Annotated in this window: 21 protein-coding genes and 1 pseudogene; 19 read left to right on the forward strand and 3 right to left on the reverse strand. The window is 62.6% G+C overall.

The genetic code is table 11. The features are described from left to right. Positions 1 to 172 precede the first annotated feature (172 nt). From NGM15_RS18180 to NGM15_RS18225, 10 genes are all read left to right on the forward strand, one after another. Positions 173 to 1,159, forward strand: a complete 987-nt coding sequence (locus tag NGM15_RS18180; RefSeq protein ID WP_253438610.1) for an aminopeptidase — start codon at positions 173 to 175, stop codon at positions 1,157 to 1,159. Positions 1,160 to 1,280: 121 nt separating this feature from the next. After that, positions 1,281 to 1,664 carry a hypothetical protein gene (locus NGM15_RS18185; protein WP_253438613.1) on the forward strand — a complete coding sequence of 128 codons (384 nt, stop codon included), beginning with the start codon at positions 1,281 to 1,283 and terminating at the stop codon, positions 1,662 to 1,664. After that, on the forward strand, positions 1,657 to 2,544 hold the full coding sequence (locus tag NGM15_RS18190) for an alpha/beta fold hydrolase (protein WP_253438616.1): 888 nt from the start codon (positions 1,657 to 1,659) through the stop codon (positions 2,542 to 2,544). Before NGM15_RS18185 ends, NGM15_RS18190 begins: the two co-directional genes overlap by 8 nt. A gap of 152 nt (positions 2,545 to 2,696) precedes the next feature. Further along, on the forward strand, positions 2,697 to 3,665 hold the full coding sequence (locus tag NGM15_RS18195; RefSeq protein WP_253438619.1) for an NAD-dependent epimerase/dehydratase family protein: 969 nt from the start codon (positions 2,697 to 2,699) through the stop codon (positions 3,663 to 3,665). Between the two features lie 46 nt (positions 3,666 to 3,711). Then, positions 3,712 to 4,068 (forward strand): nuclear transport factor 2 family protein, encoded by a 357-nt coding sequence (locus NGM15_RS18200; protein ID WP_253438622.1) that lies wholly within the window; start codon positions 3,712 to 3,714, stop codon positions 4,066 to 4,068. Beyond that, positions 4,065 to 4,919, forward strand: a complete 855-nt coding sequence (locus tag NGM15_RS18205) for an MBL fold metallo-hydrolase (protein WP_253438624.1) — start codon at positions 4,065 to 4,067, stop codon at positions 4,917 to 4,919. Before NGM15_RS18200 ends, NGM15_RS18205 begins: the two co-directional genes overlap by 4 nt. 117 nt (positions 4,920 to 5,036) lie before the next feature. Beyond that, on the forward strand, positions 5,037 to 5,834 hold the full coding sequence (locus tag NGM15_RS18210) for an SDR family oxidoreductase (protein WP_253438626.1): 798 nt from the start codon (positions 5,037 to 5,039) through the stop codon (positions 5,832 to 5,834). Between the two features lie 68 nt (positions 5,835 to 5,902). Further along, the gene (locus NGM15_RS18215) at positions 5,903 to 7,315 is read left to right on the forward strand and encodes an MmgE/PrpD family protein (protein WP_253438628.1); all 1,413 of its coding nucleotides are present in this window, start codon (positions 5,903 to 5,905) and stop codon (positions 7,313 to 7,315) included. Between the two features lie 78 nt (positions 7,316 to 7,393). Further along, a complete protein-coding gene (locus tag NGM15_RS18220) occupies positions 7,394 to 8,287 on the forward strand; it encodes a dihydrodipicolinate synthase family protein (RefSeq protein ID WP_253438630.1) in 894 nt (297 codons plus the stop codon). 234 nt (positions 8,288 to 8,521) lie between these two features. Then, complete coding sequence (locus NGM15_RS18225; protein ID WP_253438632.1) at positions 8,522 to 9,412, forward strand: NAD(P)-dependent oxidoreductase; 891 nt, start codon at positions 8,522 to 8,524, stop codon at positions 9,410 to 9,412. A 41-nt stretch (positions 9,413 to 9,453) separates the two neighbouring features. Here NGM15_RS18225 and NGM15_RS18230 read toward each other — a convergent pair whose 3' ends face one another. Both NGM15_RS18230 and NGM15_RS18235 read right to left on the reverse strand, forming a co-directional pair. Further along, the gene (locus NGM15_RS18230; RefSeq protein ID WP_253438633.1) at positions 9,454 to 10,470 is read right to left on the reverse strand and encodes an LLM class flavin-dependent oxidoreductase; all 1,017 of its coding nucleotides are present in this window, start codon (positions 10,468 to 10,470) and stop codon (positions 9,454 to 9,456) included. Positions 10,471 to 10,495: 25 nt separating this feature from the next. Then, positions 10,496 to 10,828: pseudogene (locus NGM15_RS18235) on the reverse strand (aldehyde ferredoxin oxidoreductase C-terminal domain-containing protein); the annotation flags it as partial. A gap of 56 nt (positions 10,829 to 10,884) precedes the next feature. On the opposite strand from NGM15_RS18235, the gene NGM15_RS18240 reads away from it, so the two are divergent. From NGM15_RS18240 to NGM15_RS18250, 3 genes are all read left to right on the forward strand, one after another. Beyond that, positions 10,885 to 12,135 carry a thiolase family protein gene (locus NGM15_RS18240; protein WP_253438635.1) on the forward strand — a complete coding sequence of 417 codons (1,251 nt, stop codon included), beginning with the start codon at positions 10,885 to 10,887 and terminating at the stop codon, positions 12,133 to 12,135. A 4-nt stretch (positions 12,136 to 12,139) separates the two neighbouring features. Further along, positions 12,140 to 12,571: a Zn-ribbon domain-containing OB-fold protein gene (locus NGM15_RS18245; protein ID WP_253438637.1), complete on the forward strand. Its 432-nt coding sequence runs from the start codon at positions 12,140 to 12,142 to the stop codon at positions 12,569 to 12,571. A gap of 69 nt (positions 12,572 to 12,640) precedes the next feature. After that, positions 12,641 to 13,840: a CaiB/BaiF CoA transferase family protein gene (locus NGM15_RS18250; protein WP_253438639.1), complete on the forward strand. Its 1,200-nt coding sequence runs from the start codon at positions 12,641 to 12,643 to the stop codon at positions 13,838 to 13,840. On the opposite strand, the gene NGM15_RS18255 is transcribed toward NGM15_RS18250, so the two are convergent. Next, positions 13,837 to 15,009 carry an acyl-CoA dehydrogenase family protein gene (locus NGM15_RS18255; RefSeq protein ID WP_253438641.1) on the reverse strand — a complete coding sequence of 391 codons (1,173 nt, stop codon included), beginning with the start codon at positions 15,007 to 15,009 and terminating at the stop codon, positions 13,837 to 13,839. The genes NGM15_RS18250 and NGM15_RS18255 overlap by 4 nt on opposite strands. A 112-nt stretch (positions 15,010 to 15,121) precedes the next feature. Here NGM15_RS18255 and NGM15_RS18260 point away from each other — a divergent pair, with 112 nt between their 5' ends. From NGM15_RS18260 to NGM15_RS18285, 6 genes are all read left to right on the forward strand, one after another. Next, complete coding sequence (locus tag NGM15_RS18260; protein WP_253438643.1) at positions 15,122 to 16,297, forward strand: thiolase family protein; 1,176 nt, start codon at positions 15,122 to 15,124, stop codon at positions 16,295 to 16,297. Continuing rightward, positions 16,294 to 16,689: a Zn-ribbon domain-containing OB-fold protein gene (locus tag NGM15_RS18265; protein WP_253438645.1), complete on the forward strand. Its 396-nt coding sequence runs from the start codon at positions 16,294 to 16,296 to the stop codon at positions 16,687 to 16,689. The genes NGM15_RS18260 and NGM15_RS18265 overlap by 4 nt, the downstream gene beginning before the upstream one ends. Before the next feature lie 50 nt (positions 16,690 to 16,739). Further along, positions 16,740 to 17,390 (forward strand): cyclase family protein, encoded by a 651-nt coding sequence (locus tag NGM15_RS18270; RefSeq protein WP_253438647.1) that lies wholly within the window; start codon positions 16,740 to 16,742, stop codon positions 17,388 to 17,390. Positions 17,391 to 17,392: 2 nt separating this feature from the next. Continuing rightward, positions 17,393 to 18,133 carry a carboxymuconolactone decarboxylase family protein gene (locus tag NGM15_RS18275; RefSeq protein ID WP_253438649.1) on the forward strand — a complete coding sequence of 247 codons (741 nt, stop codon included), beginning with the start codon at positions 17,393 to 17,395 and terminating at the stop codon, positions 18,131 to 18,133. A gap of 47 nt (positions 18,134 to 18,180) precedes the next feature. Then, positions 18,181 to 19,740, forward strand: coding sequence for a class I adenylate-forming enzyme family protein (locus tag NGM15_RS18280; protein ID WP_253438651.1), 1,560 nt, complete (start codon positions 18,181 to 18,183; stop codon positions 19,738 to 19,740). Positions 19,741 to 19,869: 129 nt separating this feature from the next. Then, positions 19,870 to 21,081 carry a thiolase family protein gene (locus NGM15_RS18285; protein ID WP_253438653.1) on the forward strand — a complete coding sequence of 404 codons (1,212 nt, stop codon included), beginning with the start codon at positions 19,870 to 19,872 and terminating at the stop codon, positions 21,079 to 21,081. Positions 21,082 to 21,083 lie beyond the last annotated feature (2 nt).

The following is a 21,083-nucleotide window of genomic DNA, read 5'->3' on the forward strand; positions in this document are numbered from 1 at the left end:
TCTCTCGCCAAGCCAATCACTAAACCTGCTGGACACGTCCATCTGTGGGCCAATTCGCTCGGACCGACGTTAATCTAGGGGCATCCCCGCCCATTGGCGTGTCGTCTGGCGAAACGAACGGAAGGCGACGGGAGAGGTACGCTTTTTACCGTGGTCAGAAATACATAGCGTGATGTTCGCAGAGACTGCCGAGCTCGTACGCAACGCGAGCAAACCGTTTGAATTGAACGCCGAACCTGGCGATGACGTGGTCATCGTGACCGACTCGGCCATCGACGAATCGGTATGGGCTGCGCTGTTTGCGGCCGCAAATGAGCGCGGGCTCGACCCGACGGTGGCCCTCATTCCGCCCCGAGAGAAACACGGAAACGACCCGACGTCGGCCGCCGCCGAGGCGATGCTGGGCGCCGACCTCGCCGTGATGGTCACGTCGACGGCCATCACCCACTCCGAGGCGGGTGCCGCTGCCCAGCACGCTGGCGTCAAGTGCATCGCGATGGACGAGATGACCCCGGACATCCTCCGTAGCGGCGCGGCGGGTGCCGACTACGAGGCCATGCAGGGGATCGCACAGACACTGGGGGAAATCTACGCCGATGGCTCGGAAATGCGGATCACGAGTGATCACGGAACTGACGTAGTCGGCGACATCGAGGGGCAGACGTACTGGCCGATCGCCGGCAAAATCGTCGAGAACGCCACCCAGAACATCTGTGCGTTCCCGGACGGCGAGGTCGGCGTCGCCCCCGACGAGGGAACGACGCAGGGGACCGTCGTCTGGGACACGACTGTCCACGGCATCGGCCTGCTCGACGAGCCGATCGAATTGACCGTCGAGGACGGTTGGGTAATCGACATCGATGGCGGGCGCGAGGCCGACGAGTTTCGGGAAACGTTGGAGAACGCAGACGAGAACGCCTGGTACTGCGCCGCCGAGATGTCGATCGGTATCAATCCCGACGCCGAGATTAGCGGGCGCATGCGCACCGACAAGAAGGTCGAAGGGGCAGTCCACATCGCGACTGGGGCGAACAAGGATCTCGGTGGGAAGATTCAGAGCGCTCTCCACATCGACGGGACGATCCGCTACCCGGACGTCTGGGTCGACGACCAGAAGCTCGTCGAGGACGGCGAGATCCTTGTCGAATCCGGCGCGTAACCGTTTGGCCGACACAGAGCACGACCGGTGTGCCGATACAACCGGCTCGCAACGGCGATCAGTCCGTTTTCACGCGGCCGACAACAAGGTCTAAATAGCGCATCTTCGTGTACGTAGATGTATGCCAACGTTCCCCAGCAGCGGATGGCTCGATTCAGCCGTGTCTGCCGTCGAAGCCGACGGTCAGTTCGACCGTACAAGTCGGGCGTTCGAGGCGACTGTCCGCTTCGATTTCGGCGAGGAGGCGTACGCGGTCACGATCGACGAGGGCGACTTGACGATCCACGAAGACCCGACGTACGTCGCCTGGGATTTCGCGCTCCGCGCACCCGAGGAAACCTGGAAAAAGATGTTTTCGGAGTCGCCGCCACCGCTCCACCACGATCTCCTCGGAGCCTGGCTCCGAGGAAACGTGACCATGGAGGGCGACCTCAAGATAGCTATCCAGCACATTCAGCCACTGAAACGTATGCTGACGGTGTTCCAGGAGGTAAACAATGAGTGACGGCGTCAGTGCCCCGGAGAACTTCGAGCACGGTGAACACGAGGCCATCGACGCGGGATTCGTCTGGCTTGAGTGCCAAGACGAGAAGTACCGCACCTACTACGAAACGGCCGGCGACGGCGACGTGCCGCTCGTCCTCCTGCACACGGCGAGCGCGGATTCGCGGCAGTACCGCCACCTGCTGAACGACGCAGACCTGCTCGAAGAGTTCACCCTCTATGCGTTCGATATGCCGTGGCACGGCCAGACGTTCCCGCCGATGACCGACGAGTGGTGGACGGAGGACTACCGACTGACGACGGACTTCTACGCCCAGTTCGTCATGACGTTCGTCGACGCATTCGACCTCGATCAGCCCGGCGTCGTAGGATGTTCGATGGGTGGCGCTATCGTCCTGGAACTTGCTCGCTCGTACGCCGAGGACCTTCGGGCCGTTGTCGGGCTCGAATCGACTGCACATGCCCCGACACGCGACATCGGCTACCTCGACCATCCACACGTCAACCAGGAGGTTGTCCGGCCGGAGTGGACCTACGGATTGCAAGCGCCGGACAGTCCCGAGCAGTTCAAACGCGAGTCCTGGTGGACCTACAGCCAGGGCGGGAACGGCGTCTACGTCGGCGACCTATACTTCTACACGCAGGACTGGGACATCCGCGACGAACTCGGCGACATCGACACTGACGAGTGTAGCGTCTACCTTCTGACCGGCGACTACGACTTCTCGGCCAGCCCCGATGACACCCGCGAGGTCGCAGAACAAATCGACGGCGCGGAATTCAGCGTTATGGAGAACATGGGCCACTTCCCAATGGTCGAAAACCCGGCGCTGTTCAGGGAGTACATCGACCCGGTCCTCGAAAAGGTCAAAAACGACTGATCCCGGTGGTAGCGACGACGCAACGGCCTGCGTCGACTGCCGGCGTCGAAACGCACTACATTTTTGGAGTTGCTTTCGGACCCCCGCTTCAGACGGGCGACAGCCCTCGGCCGTGGGATGAGATTATATGAGTGGGGATTCACGGGTCTGATATGCGCGTTCTGGTAACTGGCGGGACCGGGTTCATCGGGGCACACGTCCTCAAGCAACTCGTCGGACGGGGTCACGAAGTGGCCTGTTTCGACCTGGCGGAGCCGACGCCGGTCGCTCGCACGGTCGAAGACAGCGTCGAATTCATTCGGGGGGATATCTCGGATCCGGTATCAGTCGCTGATGCCCTCGCCCGCTTCGACCCCGACCGGGTCGCCCACCTTGCGGCGCTGCTGGGTCGCAGCTGCCAGCGGAACCCGCGCCGGGCGTTCGAAGTGAACGTCGACGGGACGCTCACCCTGTTCGACCTGGCGGCGAGCCACGGCGTCGACCGCATCGTCACGGCCTCCAGCGTCAGTTCCTACGGCGATATCACGGACCGCGACAGTCTCGACGAGTCGGTCGTCCAGCGGCCGACGAACGTTTACGGCCTCACAAAGTACGCCGTCGAACGGCTGGGGCGAACTTACAGGAAGCAACAGGGTATCGAGTTCGCCGCGATGGAACCGGCTCACGGCATGGGACCCGATCGAATGCGCGGAAACGTCGAGGACTCCTTCGTCGTCAAGGCCGCGGTGGCCGAGGTGCCACTAACCGTGCCGGCGGTCCGGCAGCCGATCGAGATCGTCTACGTCACGGACACCGCACGGGCATTCGTTGAAGCGGTTCTCGCCGATTCGTTGCCCCACGACCGGTATCTGGTCGGCACGGGCGAGCGCGCGACTCTGGAGGAGATCGTCGAGATGGTTCGCGAGCACGTCCCCGACGCCCAGTTGACCCTTGGCGACACCCGCGGCGAAGACGAACTGGCAGCCCACCCGCCAATAGATACCAGCCGCATTCGCGAGGACCTTGGCTGGGAGCCCGAGTACACCATCGAAGAGGCCGTCGCAGCGTACGTCGAGTGGCTTCGCGAGAACCCTGAAAAGTGGTCATTCGACGCGACCGACATCCCCTGGGACGCCGCCTGACGGGGTCCCAAAACGTCTTGATAGCCCGCAACCATGGTGCACTCGTATGGATCACGGGAAGCGAAACGAACTGATAGACGAGTACTTCCGCGCGATGGACGAGGAGACCTTCGCAGACTTCGCGGACGTGTTCGCGGACGACGTCGAGTACCGGTACCCGAGCGAACAAGATATGCACGGAGTCAGCGCCGTCCGCGAATTCTTCGAGGAGCACCGGGAGCACTCGAACTCGACCCACAAGATACTGCGCCGGGTTGCGGACGAGTCGGTGACAGTCTGCGAGGGGACCGTCACGGCCGATCGACCCGATGGGGGAACGCTAGAGGCCGCCTTTGTCGACGTCTTCGAGTTCGACGACGAAGTCGAGCAAATCGATCACGTGGGGGTGTACACGCGGGCATGAACCCCACGACGGACTGGTTCGATGTCGACGAGATCGAGCCCGACACGTACCAGATAACCGAGGCCCGTGGCGTGCTGCCCTGCAACTCGTTCGTCGTCGACGGCGGCGACGAGGCGCTCGTCATCGATACCGGTCTCGGCATCGGTGACCTCCGCGCAACGGTGGCCGACTTGGTCGATCCCGTGCCGCGACTATTGCTCACTCACACCCACTGGGACCACATCGGGGCGGCCCATCAGTTCGACGACGCGGTCGTCCACGACCGCGAACGGACCGCGGACGGGTCGGTCACCATCGACGGCCTCTCGGACGAATTCGTCGACCGGCCCGACCAGTTCGTCGCCAGTTGGCGCGACCTCGACCGGACGTTCCCCAAAGGGTTCGACCCAGACGAATACACCATCCTGCCGGCGACAAACGTGGGCGCGATCGAACCGGGCGACACTCTCACCGTCGGCAACCGCGAACTCGAACTGCTCGCGGTCCCTGGTCACTCGCCGGGCCAACTCGGCGCGCTCGACCACGAGGCGGGAATCCTCTTCGGTGGTGACGTCGTCGGCATCGGCGGCGATCTGTACGCTCACTTCGAGGACTGTGACATCGAGGCGTACATCGAGACGTTCGACGACCTGCTCGATCATTACAACGCGGGCGCGTTCGACGTGCTCGCGACGGGACACAACCGCCCCTACCGAGACGAGGAGATCGAAGTCCTGGCAGAGATGCGCGCCGGACTCGCCGACATCCTCAACGAAAGGGGCCAGTACGAGACGATTGACACGGACTGGGGTCCCGCCCGCCGGTACGACTTCGACGAGTTCACCGTACTCACCGGCACTGACGTCGTCTGATTCGACTGCGTCGGCTGCCGGCGATCCACACCGCTACCGGGGAATGGGGGCGAGACGGCCGCGCAGCAGGCTCGCAGTGCCAGCAGCCTTTTTATCGGTTCGGACCAACGACTGAGCATGGACCTCGGACTAGCGGGAACCCGCGCGCTCGTGACGGCGTCGAGCAAGGGACTGGGACGAGCGGTTGCGGCCCAACTCGTCGACGAAGGAGCCACCGTCATCATCAGTTCCAGCGATCGAGACAACCTGGCCGACGCCAAAGCAGCCATCCTTGAGAACACCGACGCTAACGAAAATGCGGTCCGGACGGCAGTCTGTGACCTCTCCGAGCCCGAATCGATTCCCAGTCGCCTGGGGCCAGCAATCGAGGACCTGGGCGGATTGGACGTCCTCGTCACGAACCACGGGGGAACGACGCCGCTCTCGTTCGAAGAGGCAGATTTCGAGGACTTCGACGACGCGTACGAGAGCGTTCTGAAGAGCACCGTGGCGACTGTCAAAACTGCACTTCCGCACCTGAAGGACGGCGGCGGTACGATTACGACCCTCGTGGCCGCGTCGGCGCTAGAGCCCCCCAGGGGATCGGTACTCAACAGTGCTATTCGCCCCGGACTGTACGGCCTCTCCAAGAGCCTTGCCGACGAGTATTCCGAGCACGGCATCCGGACAAACTGCGTCAGTCCGCGCGCAGTGTTAACCGACCGAATTGAGTACAAGATAGACGTACTAGCCGACCGGGAGAACATCTCCCGCGAAGCGGCACGCGATCGCCGGACGGAGGAACTGCCAATCGGTCGACTCGGGTCACCCGAGGAGTTCGCGCGGGCGGTGACCTTCATCGCTTCGCCAGCCGCGGATTTCATCACCGGATCAGTCCTCCAGGTCGATGGCGGCTGGCACCGACACGCGTTCTAGACCACCGTATTCGAACACGCGTCGCCAGGGGGCGAAACCTTAACAGTGGTATTCGTCCACATATGACTATGGCTGCAGGTAGCAGTAGTACGGCTGACGAAGCAACGCTTGCGGAATCACTGGTCGAACGGTGTCTTGACGTCACGGTCGACAATCTGACTGACGATGCGTACGACCGAGCACACGTCCTGTTCAGGGACGCACTCGGGGTCATTCTCGGGAGCGCGATGGCAACGGAGTCGAGCGAAATCGTCCAGGACATGGTTTCCGTGGTATACGGGGACGGTGAGGCGACCGTTGCCGGGGGCGGCAGTGCGCCCGTTCCGGCGGCGGCGTTCGCGAACGGGACCATCTTCCACGGCATCGAACTGGACGATACGCATAGCGGCGCATCCGTCCATCCGGGGGCCGTCGTGATTCCGGCCGTTCTCGCGGTTGGAGAGGCTAAAGGAGCGACCGGGAGCGAGGCCCTCGAAGCGATGGTCGCCGGCTACGAGTGCATGGTTCGCATCGGGCGTGCCGCCAATCCGGCGGCATTGTACGAGCGCGGGTTCCATCCGACAGCCTGCTGCGGCGTGTTTGGGTCGGCGCTGGCCGCGGCGAAGTTGCGGGGCCTGTCCGAGGCCGAGACGGTTGATGCCGTCGGCATTGCGGGGAGTTTTGCCGGTGGTAATCAGGAGTACCTCGCGGAGGGCGTGCTAAGCAAGCGCATCCAGCCAGGTCACGCCGCCCGGTCGGGGATCATCGCCACCGAACTCGCCTCGCGCGGTTATACGGGCCCGCGGACGATACTCGAAGGCGACAACGGCTTCTTCGCGGCCTACTCGGACGACAGCGACCCGGACGCCCTGCTGGCGACGATTGACGACGATTCGAGCTTCGAAGTCACTCGAACCGGCATCAAACCCCACGCGTGCTGTCGGTACAACCAGACACCCATCGACGCCGTGCTTGACCTGACCGAGGAACACGACGTCAGCGTCTCAGACATCGACTCCATCACCGTCGAAATCGTCGACGCTGCCATGTCCATCGTCGCGATTCCGCACGACCGGAAGACCCGTCCAAAGTCCTCGACGGCCGCGCAGTTCTCACTGCAATACAGTGTCGCAGTCGCCCTCATCGAGAGGCGAGCGTTTCTGGAGCAGTTCCGCGAGCCACATCTCTCGGACCCCGACGTTCACGACCTCATCGACCGTATCACAGTCGAACACGGCGAAGATCTCGAATCGTACTATCCTGACTTCTTCCCGGCGCGCGCGACCGTCAGGACGACCAGTGGCGAGGAGTACTCGATACTACTCAAAACCTGTCGCGGCGAACCGGCGAACCCGCTGTCGGAGGCGGAACTCCGCGAAAAGTACGATCTGTTGGCAGAGCGGTACCTGGACACCGAGGATGCAGCGGCCCTCGAAGCACTCGCGACCGACCTCCCGTCGGTTGCAGACGTCGGAGAGATCACGGCCTATTTCCGGGGCTGAGCGGTCCGTCTCCGGCGCTGAGCAGCCGTTCCCAAGATATTAATACACCTGCGGTTGAACGTAGAGATGATTCGTTCCATGCCAGCAGACATCACGGGAATTGTTGCCCCAGTGCTGACGCCGTTCGACGACGACGGCGAACTACAGCCCGAACACATCGCGGACAGCGTTGAATTCACACTCGAGTGCGGCTGCCACGGCGTCGTCGCTTCAGGCACCGGCGTCCAGGAGACCGCGGCGTTGTCCCCCGAAGAGCGCAAGACAGTCATCACCGAAACCATCGACGCGGTCGACGGCGACGTCCCGGTGCTGGCCGGTGTGTCCTATCCGGCCCAGCCGGTCGTAACGGAACTGGTCGAACACGCTGAGAGCGAGGGTGCCGACGCGCTGCTGGCGATGCCGCCGTGGGGTGTCGAACCGAGCTCCGACGCCATCATCCGCTACTACACGGATATCGACGCCGTGACTGACCTGCCGATTCTGATGTACAACAACCCGAGCGTCACCGTGGATATGTCCAAGGAGACGATGGTCCGGATCGCCAAGGAAGTCGACGGCGTCGAGTACGTCAAGGAGAGTTCGCGCGACTGGGCGAAGCTTGCGTACCTCTTCGAAACGGTTCACCACGCCGGACACGCCGATGTCCTGGCGACGATGGATGTCCTCCTGCCGACGCTACAGGTTGTCGACACCGGCGTGATCGTCCCGGCACCGATCTCGAAGCCGTCGATGGACGTCTACGAGGCCTTCCAGGACGGCGAGCTGGAGCGCGCAATCGAGATCCAACGCGCGTTCGGCGACTTCCCGCCGGCGGCTGCCGATGTCGGCCTCACCCCCGTCTGCAAGGCGGGTACCGAAATCGCCGGCGTCCCCGTCGGCTCGCCGCGCGCTCCCTATGGCAGCCTCTCCCAGGAGGGGCGCGACGCGGTCGAGGCGTGGATGGACGAGGTTGGCGTGCCGCGGATGGACTGATACGAGCCGGCGCGTAATCGCTGGATGTGCCGGTCGAACAGGCACCCGCTCACCGTTTTTATCGCCGAGTCGCTGACGAATCGTGCGAGTGCGCCGGCGAGGCCGCCTGGTTGATCGCGCCGAGCGGTTACCCGTCGCCGACTGAGCACAGCATCGAGACGCCTGGTATCGATCGTCGATGTGGTGTGAGGCGGGGTAACAGTTATGGCACTGCCTTTCGCACCTACGGATGCTATGGTACGAGTCGGATTTATCGGACTCGGTACGATGGGCGGCCGGATGTGTCACAACCTGCTCGCCGACGACCACGACCTCGTGGTCTTCGACATCCGCGAGGAGGCCGTTGACCCGCTCGTCGAAGCCGGCGCCGACAGTGCAGACACGATGCTCGAACTCGCTCGCAAATCAGACGTGGTGATGCTCTCGTTACCCGGCCCGGACGAAGTCGTCCAGGTGGTCGACGAACTCGGCGACGGTCTGGGCGACGGCGACGTCCTGGTCGACCTGACGACGTCGACGCCGTCGACGACGAACGCCGTCGACGAGGAACTGAGCACGCGCTCGGTGGATGTCCTCGGTGCGCCCGTGAGCGGCGGTCGATCGGGTGCCGAGAACGGCACACTCTCAGTGATGGTCGGCGGCGACACCGACGTATTCGAGGCGTGCCGACCGATATTCGAGTCCATCGGCTCGGATATCTTCTACATCGGCGAACAGCCCGGTCACGGTCACGCGATGAAACTGGTCAACAACTACCTTTCGTTCGTCGCGATGATTTGCACGTCCGAAGCCGTCTCCATTGGTGAACAGGTCGGGCTCGAGGTCGAGACCATGGTCGACGTATTCAACCAGTCCAGCGGGCAGAACACGGCAACCTCGTTCAAGTTCCCTGAGTATATTATGACCGAGCAGTATGACATGGACTACAACATGGCGCTAGTCGAGAAGGACATGCAGCTGCTCATGGACGTCACGCGCGAGACCGGAACGCCGTTCATGGCCGGTGGGACTATCCGACAGATCATCGCGTACATTCGTGCCGAACTCGGCTACGAGGCCGACTATACGGAGATCTACAAATACTTCGACAAGATAGCGAACGACGGCGCGGAGACGAGCTACTAACGACCCCAATCGCGATTGCGTACCGGTAGAGCAGTGGCCGTTCAGAGTTCGGACGGTGCGAGTTCACGAACAGTGCGATCGGCCATCTCCCGATCGACTGGGTGCGGAACGGCGACGAGCACTTCGTCGACTAGCGGCCGGTCGCGAACCGACCGCAGTTTCTCGCGTGCCATCTCTGGCGTTCCCGCGATCCCGATGGCGTCGACCATTTCGTCGGTGACCGCCACACGGGCCGCACTCTCGTCGCCGCGTCGCCACGCGTCGGCGATGTGATCGGCCTGGTCGGCGAAGCCCTCGCCGACGGCGTTCTTGTAGGAGTCGTCGGCGAATCCACCGACATAGCTCGCGATATTGGTCCGAATCTCCTCGCGGGCGGCCTCAGGATCGTCGTCCACGACGGCTGCAACGTAGGGAACGACGGCGACGTCGTCCGGGTCGCGACCAGCCTCGCTCGCCGCGCCGGCAACGGTTTCGAAGGCGTTGTCCAAATCGTCGAACGGGACGTTGTAGGGTATCCAGCCGTCGCTCACCCGACCGGTCACGCGACGGTTCGCCGGACCGAGCGCGGCGCTGTAGATGGGCACATCGGCCGAAAGCGGGGGGAACCCGGAGACGTCGAACAAATCGCTCTCGTAATCGAGTTCCTCGCCGTCACCCAGCAGTTCCCGAAGCAGCGAGATCGTCTCGAACATCCGGTGAACGGGGCGATCCCAGTCGACGTTGTGGAGGTCCTCGACGAGTTCTGGGTGACTCGCGCCCAGGCCAAGGACGAACCGATCGTCCGAGGTCCGTGCCATCGACGCGGCAGCCATGGCCAGCGTGGCGGGCGTTCGGGTAAACACGTTGACGATGGACGTGCCGAGTCGCAGTTCGTCGGTGTGGCGAGCGGCGGCGGCCAACTCGATGAACGTGTCACAGCCCCAACTTTCGTTCAGCCACAACGAATCGTACCCGAGCGACTCGACAGTTCGTCCGAACTCGCTGACGTCGTCGGCTGTCGGAACGCGCGGCATCGACGCTGTCTGCGGCATAACCAGTCCAACTGGTACGTCACTCATACCTGCTCGAACCCGCTCCATCGCGTTAAACGTTAGCATCAAAACTCGCCCGCGGGTGGCGCCAATCGTCAGCGAGAGCGGCCCCGTCGTTTCCAGGGACGCGGTCGGCGGGGACCGTCCGCACGATCCAGGCGTGGGCGTCGTAGTAGGCGTTGAGCGCCTCGTCAAACCCAGGAGGTTCGTATGGGAGAGAATCGGCGTCGCGGTCGAGTCCACGCTGGTTGTTGAAGTGGCGTTCAAGTGTGATCACCCGCTCACCGAGGGCCAGCAGACCGTCGTACTCGGTCCCGAAGATGGTTTCCAGCCTCTCAAAGGACTGGACACCGTGAGAGAACTGACAGATAATGCCACAGTCCTCGACGGCGCGTTTGTCGCATCACAATTGTTAACTCGGCTCGAATCACGTGGTGGTACATGGCGAACCGACCACAGGCGGCTATCGTCGGCTACGGCGACGCCTTCGCCGACTTCGACGATCCGAAACCGCCAATCACGCTGGCCGCTCGAGCGGTCCGGGAGGCAGTCGAGGACGCGGGCCTCGATCGATCCGACGTCCGCGGACAGGGCTTGCTGACGGCGCGGCGACCGGCTGCAGACCACCGACCGCAGTGGAACAACGCGCTCGCAAGCTACCTCAACCTGGCGCCGACCTACAGCACAGAGGTTACAATGCACAGCGCGGGCGCGGTTTCGATGATCGAACACGCGAGCATGGCCGTCCGGGAAGGCGCCGTCGAGTACGTCGTTTGCGCCGGGGCCGACGCGGCAGCCTCGTTGGGAGCATACCCCCACATCGCGCCGTCCTCGGACAAGTACACGAACTATACGGAGTTCGCCGGAACGATGGACGTCCACCCCGAGTTCGAGTACCCGTACGGCATCATCATGCCCGCAGCGTTCGGCATGGGCGCGCGCCGACAAATGCACGAACTGGGGCACACGGCGGAGGAGTTCGCGATGGCAAGCGTCGTTTGTCGGGAATGGGGGATCGAGTTCCCGCACGCGACTCTCGGGCACAAGGGGCCGATTACCGTCGAAGACGTCCTGGAGTCGCCGATGATCGCGTCACCGATACGGCTGCTCAACGTGATGCCGCTCGGTCCTGGCGGCTCCGGCGGGGCGTTCGTCGTCACGTCAGTAGAGAACGCCGAGTCGCTCGACGCTGACCCTGTCTACGTCGACGGCTACGGGGCGCGAGCGACCCACGAACACGTTACGCCGCGGTTGAACTGCCCGTACTGGCCCGAACGCGGCAACCTCACTGACACCGGGATGGCCGACGCTGCGGAACGCGCGTTCGCGATGGCTGACCTCGGACCGGCCGACATCGACGTCGTCGAAACCGACGCGGGCACGTCGAACGCGGTACCATTGATGCTCGAAGACCTCGGTTTCTGTGAAAAGGGCGACGGCGGCAAGTTCGTCCGCGAGGGGCACATCGATCCCGACGGCGGCTCCATCGCGTTCAACACCGACGGCGGCGCACTGACAGCCGGCCAGTCCGGCGTCACGCTGTACGTCGACCGCATCATCGAATGCCTCCGTCAGCTTCGGGGCGAGGCGCTCGGTAAACAGGCCGACGGCGTCGAACGCGGTCTCGTCTACGCAACCGGCGGCCCGCTGTACGCATGCAACACAATCGCGATTCTCTCGAATACGCGGTGATACCATGACGAAGAACAATACCTACTACGACAAGGGACTCGGCGGCGGCAGGAATACGCTCGATGCGCGACGGTTCTGGGAGGCGGCCCAGGAGGAACGGCTCATCGTCCAGCGCTGCGACGAGTGCGATGAGTACGTCTTCCCGCCCCAGGACGTCTGCGCCTACTGCTGGGCGGACGCGCTCGACTGGGTGGAAGTCGACGGCGAGGGCCGGATCCACAGCTTCTCGACGATTCACGTCGACATCCACTCGACGTGGGGCGACAGGGTGCCGTACACGGTTGCGTTCGTCGAACTCGACGAGGGACCGTTCCTTGTGACCAACGTCGTCGACTGTGAACCGGACGACATCGAAATTGGGACGGCCGTCGAGGTGACCTTCGGCGAGCTTCCGGCCGAAGATGGGCTCTTTCCGCAGTTCCGGCTCCGGGAGTGACGCATCCGCGAGAAAGTGCCTATCAGAAGAGGTAAGACGCGGTCGTTCGTCAATTACAGTCGAATCACGATGTCGCAGGGACCACTCTCAGACGTTTCCGTACTGGAACTCTCGACGATGATCGCCGGCCCGTACGCCGGCCAATTGCTCGGTGACCTCGGCGCGGACGTCGTTAAGATTGAACGACCAGGAACGGGTGAACTCTCGCGAACGCTCGAACCAAGCGAAAACGGTCACAGCTTCTACTACCTGACGGCCAACCGGAACAAGCGGAGTCTGGCGCTCGATGTGACGAGGGAGGACGGTCGAGAGGTCTTCATGGATCTGGTCGCCTCGGCCGACGTAGTACTAGAGAACTTCCCGCCGACGTTCACCGATAACTACGACATCGGCTACGAAGCCGCCCGCGAACGCAACGACGAGATCATCTACTGCTCGATCTCCGCCTATGGCGAGACGGGACCGTACCGAACCGACCTCGGTATCGACACGACCATCCAGGCGCTTTCGGGAACGATGTCGATGGCCCGCGAGGAAGGCGGCAAACCGATGCGAACTGGCGTACCGCTGAACGATATCTTCGCATCGCTGTACGCCGTCCAGGGCATCCTGACGGCATTGTACAATCGTCGCGAGACGGGCGAGGGCGAGTTCGTCGACGTGTCGCTGCTCGACGCCGGCGTCGCCGGGCTGGTGACGCGGGCGACGTACAGTTTCTTTACGGGAGAACCGTACCCTCCGTTCGGCCGTCGACACAATTACTTCGCGCCAGAGGGCGTCTACGAGGTCAGTGATGGCGATGTCCAGCTCTCGGTAGTTACCGACCGCCACTGGCGACGGTTCTGCGAGGCTATCGACGCCCCGGAACTCGCCGCCGAACTGAAGTTCGAAACGGTAAACGATCGCGTTGAAAACGTCGACGACCTCGAAGCCGCGCTGGCGGAGAAACTCGGTGAATGGACGGTCGACGATCTCGTTGATACCCTCCAGGAAGCGAACGTTCCTGCCGCACCGATCAACGACACGGTCTCGGTCTGGGACCATCCGCAGGTCCGGGCGCGTGAAATGCGGCAGTCCCTCGAACACCCCGAGGCGGGCGAGATCGACACGCTCGGCTTCCCGGTCAAATACGACGATATCGAACAGTCGATCGACCAGCATCCGCCGATACTCGGCGAGCACACCGAGACGATTCTGGAGGAACTTGGATACGAGGAGGACGACGTCGAAGCACTCGTCGACGACGGGACGGTCGAGCAATCGGATTAATCGGAGAGCAGGCGGTCGGCGATGATACGCTTCTGAATCTCGTTGGTTCCCTCGAAGATCTTGGTCAGCCGTGCGTCACGCCAGTAGCGCTCGACGTCGAATTCGGTAGTGTAGCCGTAGCCGCCATGGATCTGAATGCCCTCGCTCGTTACCTCCTCGGCGATATCACTGGCGAACAGTTTCGCCATGGCCGCCTCAGCGTCGGCTCGTTCGCCCGCGTCAACGGCCTGGGCAACCAGTAGCGTCAGCGCGCGCGCAGCCTCTGTCTTTGTCGCCATCTCTGCGAGTTTGAACCGGATTGCCTGGAAGTTGCTGATGGGTTCGTCGAACTGGTTGCGCTCGGTTGCGTACTGGAGGGAGTCTTCGAGCGATGCGCGAGCGAGGCCGACGGCGCGCGCAGCCGTGTGGACTCGACCTTCCTCGAAGAACTCCATGATCTGATAGAACCCTTTCCCCTCTTCGTCGCCGACAAGTTTGTCGACATCGACCCGTACGTCGTCGAAGTAGACCTGCCACGTCTCCCAACCGTGGTAACCGATCTTGTTAACCGGACTGCCGGAGAGTCCGTCTCGATCGAACGTTCCCGAGGGTTTCTCGACGATGAATCCCGAGATACCCCTGTGAGCGGGTTCGGCGTCCGGGTCGGTCACGGCGTAGGTCAAGATGAAGTCGGACTCCTTGGCGAAGGTGATCCACATCTTCGTCCCGTTCAGGATGTACTCGTCGCCGTCGCGGACGGCCGTCGTCTGCATGTTTGCCACGTCCGACCCGGCCTCGGGTTCGCTGATTGCGATGGACTTCAACATCTCGCCGGTCGCCATCTTCGGGAGGTAGTGCGCTTTCTGTTCCTCGGTCGCGCCCGCCAGACTCTGGCCGCGGGCGATGATGCTGCCGACTGAGAGCCAGCCACGCGACAATTCCTCGGCAATGAGCGCGTAGGCCATCAGATCGAGCCCGAGCCCGCCGTACTCCTCATCGATGAGAATGCCGAAAAAGCCCATTTTGGCGAGTTTCTCGATGAGTTCGTCCGACATCGGCTCCTTGTTCGGATCTCGTTCGCTCGCTTCGGGGCGAACCTCGTTATCGACGAACTTTCGGGTTTCGTCCCGGAGCATCCGGTGCTCATCCGAGATGATCGAGTCTGATATCTCTCCGCTTCGGCTGCGCATACAGTTCGTTGCGGCATCGAGATAATGACTCTTGTGGTCAATTCGCACATGTCGCGCGAATTGGGGGCAAGAGGAAAGCTATATTATCGTCGGCAGAACCATTTGCTAGTGAATGTCTTACGACCAGAACCCGGTACTGATTGGTGCCGGGACGACTGCCGAGTTCGGCGTGTTCCCCGATCGGACGATACTCGGGCTCGCAGCGGAAGCGCTGAAGGACGCATTGGACGACGCGGGACTCGACCGACACGAGCTCGACGGGCTGGTGACGAACATGGGGTCGCCGCTGTCGCGACACTACGACAGGATCTGCGAGGCACTCGACCTCGACATCGAGTTTTCGGCCCAGTACTGGGCTCACGGTCGATGGGCAAGTAGCTGCGTCCAGCACGCCGCGATGGCAGTCGAGGCGGGCCTGGCCGACTACGTCGCGGTCGGCCTCGGGCTGAAGTTCAACGCCGTCTCGCAGTTCGGCGGGAACGAGCGCGCGAGTCTCTCCGAGATCGGTTCGATCTCGGAACACTCCGAACGGCCCTGGTACGGAATGACCGCACCGGTCGGCGGCAACGCGCTCGCCACGCGCTACTACATGGAGAAATACGGGGCGACGAGCGAGGATCTGGCTCACATCTCGAAGACCTTCCGCGACCACGCGGCACTGCACCCGCGCTCGCACTTCGCCGATCCCATCACTATCGAGGAACACCAGGAGTCCCAATATATCGTCGATCCGCTCCGGCTCTACGACTGCGCGCCGCTGACCGACGGCGGCGCGTACGTCATCGTCACGACGGCTGAAAACGCCGAATCGCTCCCCAACGAGCCAGCGCACATCGCCGGTATGGAGGGGCTAAGCGCGGGCCGAAACAATCACCTATTCGCCCGCCCCGGAATGGGCATCCGCACCCAGGAAGAGTACGAGTACGACGCGAGCGTGACCGATCCCATCTACGAACGTGCAGGCGTCACCCGTGACGACATCGACGCGCTGTTCACTTACGACGCATTCACGCCAAACGTCTGGTACGCGCTCGAACGTTGGGGTTTCTGCGATCCCGGTACCGCCTTCGAGTTCGCTCGCGACGGTAACATCGGTCTCGACGGCGAGTTGCCCATGAACACCCACGGCGGGTTGCTCTCGAACGGGCACATCACGGCCTGGAACCACTTCGTGGAAATGTACGACCAACTCCGTGGCAAGGCCGGCGACAGACAACTCGATGGGGCCGACACTATGCAGTACGCGACTCCATTTGGTGACTCAATCATCCTCAGAACCCGACCATGACGAACAGACCTCTTCCGCAGATCGACGACGACGCACCGTTCTGGAACGCTGCGAGCGACCACGAGTTCCGCATGCAGCAGTGTGGGGAATGTGGCCACGTCCGCTGGCCCCCCAGCCCCGTCTGTACGGAGTGCTGGGCCGAGGAACACGAGTGGACGGAACTCAGCGGCCGCGGAGAAGTCAACACCTGGGTTGTCTTCCACCGGGTCTACTTCGACGCGTTCGCCGACGACGTGCCCTACAACGTGGCGGAGGTCGAACTCGAGGAGGGCCCGCGCTACCTCGCGCCGGTCGAGTGCGACAACGACGACCTCTACCGGGGGATGCCGGTCAGCGTCGTTTTCGAGGACGTGACCGACGAGGTGTCGCTGCCGAAGTTCGAGCCGAAGTAACGCCTGGGATCGACCAAACACTAATATCGCGGCCGGTAGACTGTGTCGGTATGTGGCACGATTTGAGCCAACCGTTCTACGGTGAGATGCCCCACTCGGGCGCACTCCCGTCGCCTGAGTTCAAGACCGTCAAAGACGTCGAAGACGACGGGATCAACGTCCAGTACTACTCGGTCCCGACGCACATCGGGACGCACATCGACGCTCCGCTGCACTTCATCGAAGGTGGAAAGTCAATCGACGAGTTCCCACTATCGACGTTCGCCGGCGAGGGCATCGTCCTCGACGTTTCGACCAATGAGGTCCGCGAGATTACAATGACGGACGTCGAGGCGGCCGACGGCGAGGTCCGGCCCGGTGACATCGTCTTCCTGTACACTGGTTGGTACGAGAAGTACGGTACCGACGACTACGATCCACACCCCTGGCTGGCCGAGGAGGTCGCCGAATACTTCGCCGACGTTGGACCGAAACTGGTCGGCCTCGATACGATTACTCCCGACATCCCCGTCGAGCAGCGGCCCGACGGGTGGCTCGAGTTTCCGGTCCATCGGACGATGCTGAGCGCGGAGGTTCTCATCGCCGAACACCTAGCTAACCTGAAGCCGTTTCTCGGCCAGCGGATCGACGTGGTCGGCTTTCCAATCAAGATCCGTGGCGGCGACGGAGCGCCGGCGCGCTTCGCGGCGAAGGAGCTGTGACAATGTCGGTCGACGATCGAACCATGCGGGGCGACGATCCCGTCTGGGACCGGTTGGCTGAGATCGACCCAGAGTTTCTAGACCGGTACGATGAGATCGCGTCTCATCCAATGGACGGACCGCTCGACGAGAAGACGGCCGAACTGGTTGCGCTGGCGTCTCACGCCGCGTGTACGACGCTGTACGAGCCGGGAATACGGCGCCACGTTGGCCGTGCCTTCGACGCGGGTGCGACGGTCGACGAGGTGATGGACGTCATCGAAATGATCTCGGCCATCGGCGTCCACGCGGTGACGGAGGGCGTCCCGGTGCTGGTCGACGAGGCCGGCCTGCCCGAGGACGCCGTCGAAGCCGAACTGGAGAAACAGGAGCAGCTTCGAGACGAGTTCGAGGCCGAGCGCGGCTATTGGGACGAGCTGTGGGACCAGGTTCTCCGGATCGACCACGAGTACTTCGAGCACTATCTGAATTACTCCGCACACCCGTTCAAGAGTGGTCCACTCGACCCGATGGTGCGCGAATTCGTCATCATCGCCGCGGACGCCTCCACGAACCACCTCTACCTTCCGGGGCTGCGAATTCACATTCGCAACGCCCTCGGTCACGGTGCAACGCGCGAACAGGTCATGGCGGTCATCGAGATCGCGAGCGTCATCGGTATCAACACAGTGACCGAAAGTCTCCCGATCGTGCTCGAGGAGGCGGCCGCCCGCGATATGTTGCCGGACGACGTCGAGAAGTGACAAAAGCGAACCCGTAAAGATAAGACGAAGTTGTGCGAACTAGAGTCATGGGAAACCACCTCGTGCATCACGAGCTGGAACGACAGGCATACTGGCGGGGCGACGAGACTGGACTCGTCTTCGAGGGAGATGAGTATACCTTCAGGGAGTTCAATGCCCGCGTCAACCAGACAGTGAAGGCGCTCCGTGATATCGAGGTCGATGTGGGCGACCGCATAGTGGTTCACGGACACAACCACGGTGACCTTCACACGCTGTTTTTCGCCTGCTCGAAGCTTGGCGCGGTCTACTCGACGATTAGTACGTTTCAGTCCCGGTCGAACGTCGAGCACATCTGCGAAACGCTGGATCCGGCAGCAGTCTTCTACACGGCCGACGAGGACATCCTATCGGACACGTTCCCAGACGTTCGTGCGGCTGCACCCGACGCCGAGTTCGTCTCGCTGGACGACTCAGCGACAATCGACGATCCGACGCTCGACGAACTCGTCGCGGCGTACGACGGAAGCCGACCAGCGGGGAGCAACGATCACGACGCCGAGGACCTCCACAACATCTTCTGGACCTCAGGAACGACCGGACGGCCCAAAGGCGTTCTGCGGGACCACAAGGCCACGCTCCACTTCAACGACAACTTGCACGACGTGTTCCCGTTCGGGCCAGAGAACGTTCGGCTCACAACCAACGACATGATGTTTGCCGCGCCGTACCTCCAGTATGGGCTCCCGACGGTCGCTAGTGGGACAACAAACGTCGTGCTCAGGACGTTCGACCCTGATCGTGTCTACGAGCTGTACAAAAAGTACAACGTCACCGTGATGATGCTGGTATTCACGCAGGGGACGGTCCTCCTTGATTACCTCGAAGAGCGCGACCGAGAGATTTCACTGCGCGCTGTCCACGGCGTCGTTCCGACGGCCAAGCGGGCACGCGAACTAGCGAAGCTCACCGACGAACTCTACCAGATCTTCGCGACCACGGAGTCAGGTCTCGTGCTGGTCAACCGGCTCACGGAACCGTACAACGATCCACCCGTGCTCGGCCGTCCAGGGCGGAGCACGGACGCCAGACTGCTTCCGCCGGGTGAAACGGAGATTCCCAACACACCGCCAAAACCCGGTGACATCGGGGAACTCATCACGCGTGGTGACGCGCTTATGACGCGGTACTTGTCCGACGAAAAGCAACACGAGTACGTCACGGACGGGTGGTTCCATACGGGCGACGGCATGCGGGTGACGGAGTCGGGCGATCTCGTCTTCGAGGGGCGTATCGACGACCGCATTCGGAGCGGGGGCATCAACATCTACCCGGCTGAGGTTGAGGCGGTCCTGCTCAAACATCCCAACGTGGTCGAAGCCGTAGTTGTCGGTGTCGACGACGACACCTGGGGCCAGCGAGTTTGCGCCCTTGTCGTCACGCAGCAGGCCGTCGAAGAAACCGACAGGCTCGAAGCCGAACTCGACGATCGGTGTCAGGACAGCGAGGATCTGACAAGCGAGATGCGACCGAAATCGTACGCCTTCACTGACTCGACGGCCGACGTGCCGACCGGCGCAGTGAACAAGATCGATCGCAAGGCTGTCAGCCGTCGGTTTTTCGAGTAGGCACGACTCATGTTCGCTGTTTTGGGCGGGCAGATCGGCTTCCACCTCGGTGTGGCGTCACGTCCTGGACGTCGTCCAACTCGTTTGCCGGACCCGAATCCTTTTCTCGTCAGGTATCACACCACGTCCATGGGAATTGCTGACAATCCAGTGGTCATCGGCTGGGGCGAATCTTACGCCGATGATGACGAGTTGAAGGCGCCGCTCCAGCTCGCCGGTGAGGCGATACGGAACGCACTCGATCGCGCTGGCATCGAGAAGGACGAAATCGAGGGGCTACTAACCGGCTGGCCACCGCTAGCCGACCAGCGACCGCGGTATAATAACGTCCTGTCGAGTCACTTCAACCTGACACCAACGTTCTCAACGACGGTAACGTTCCACAGCGCGGGCGTCATCTCCATGTTCAAGTACGCGGCGCTAGCGGTTGAGACTGGAGTCGCTGACCCTGTACTGTGCGTCCAGAGCGACGCAGCCGCGTCGTTCGATGACCCACAGGGCGGGATGGCCGGGACGGACGTCGACCCCGTTTTCGAGCATCCCTACGGGTTGGTGTATCCCGGAGCGATGGGGCTCATCGCCCGCCGTCAGATGGCCGAATTCGGAACGACGCGCGAGCAATTCGCCCGCGTCGCGGTCAGCGCCCGCGAGTGGGGCGTCGATCACCCACACGCGACACTCGGAGACAAGGGACTCTTGACGGTCGAAGAGGTCCTGGATGCCCCACCGGTAGCCGAGCCGCTAGGGCTGTACGACTGCGTCCCCTGGGGACCAGCCGGCACTGGCGGCGCCTTCATTGTCACGAGCGCAGAGAACGCCGACAGCTACGACGGAGACGCCGTCGAGATACTTGGCACCGGCGAGTGTTCGACCCACGAGTACGTCTCGGCCCGCCCCTCGCTTCGGTCCGGGGCGATCACCGAGTCTAATCGACTGACTCACACTGGTGCGCGGAAGTCGAGCCGACTCGCTTACGAAGCCGCCAACCTCGGCCCGGACGACGTGGACGTTGCCGAAGTCACGTACATGTTCTCGAACGTCGCCTTGTTGTTGCTGGCCGATCTGGGCTTCTGTGACGTGGACGAGGCCGGTGAGTTCGTGGCGAACGGTGGGATCGCCCGTGAAGGGGGAGAGATTGCGTTCAATACCCACGGCGGCGACCTGACGTTCGGGCAACCGGGCGTGAGCATGTGGATGAACACCGCGATCGAGTGTATCCGCCAGCTAACCGGCGAGACCCTCGGTGCGACTGTCCCCGACGTAGAGGTCGGCCTCGTTCACGGAATGGGGAGTACATGCGCATGTCACAGCACGGCCCTGCTGGGCCGAGGAGGGCGGTGACA

This window comes from Natronosalvus halobius, from assembly GCF_024138145.1.
GTDB lineage: Archaea > Halobacteriota > Halobacteria > Halobacteriales > Natrialbaceae > Natronosalvus > Natronosalvus halobius.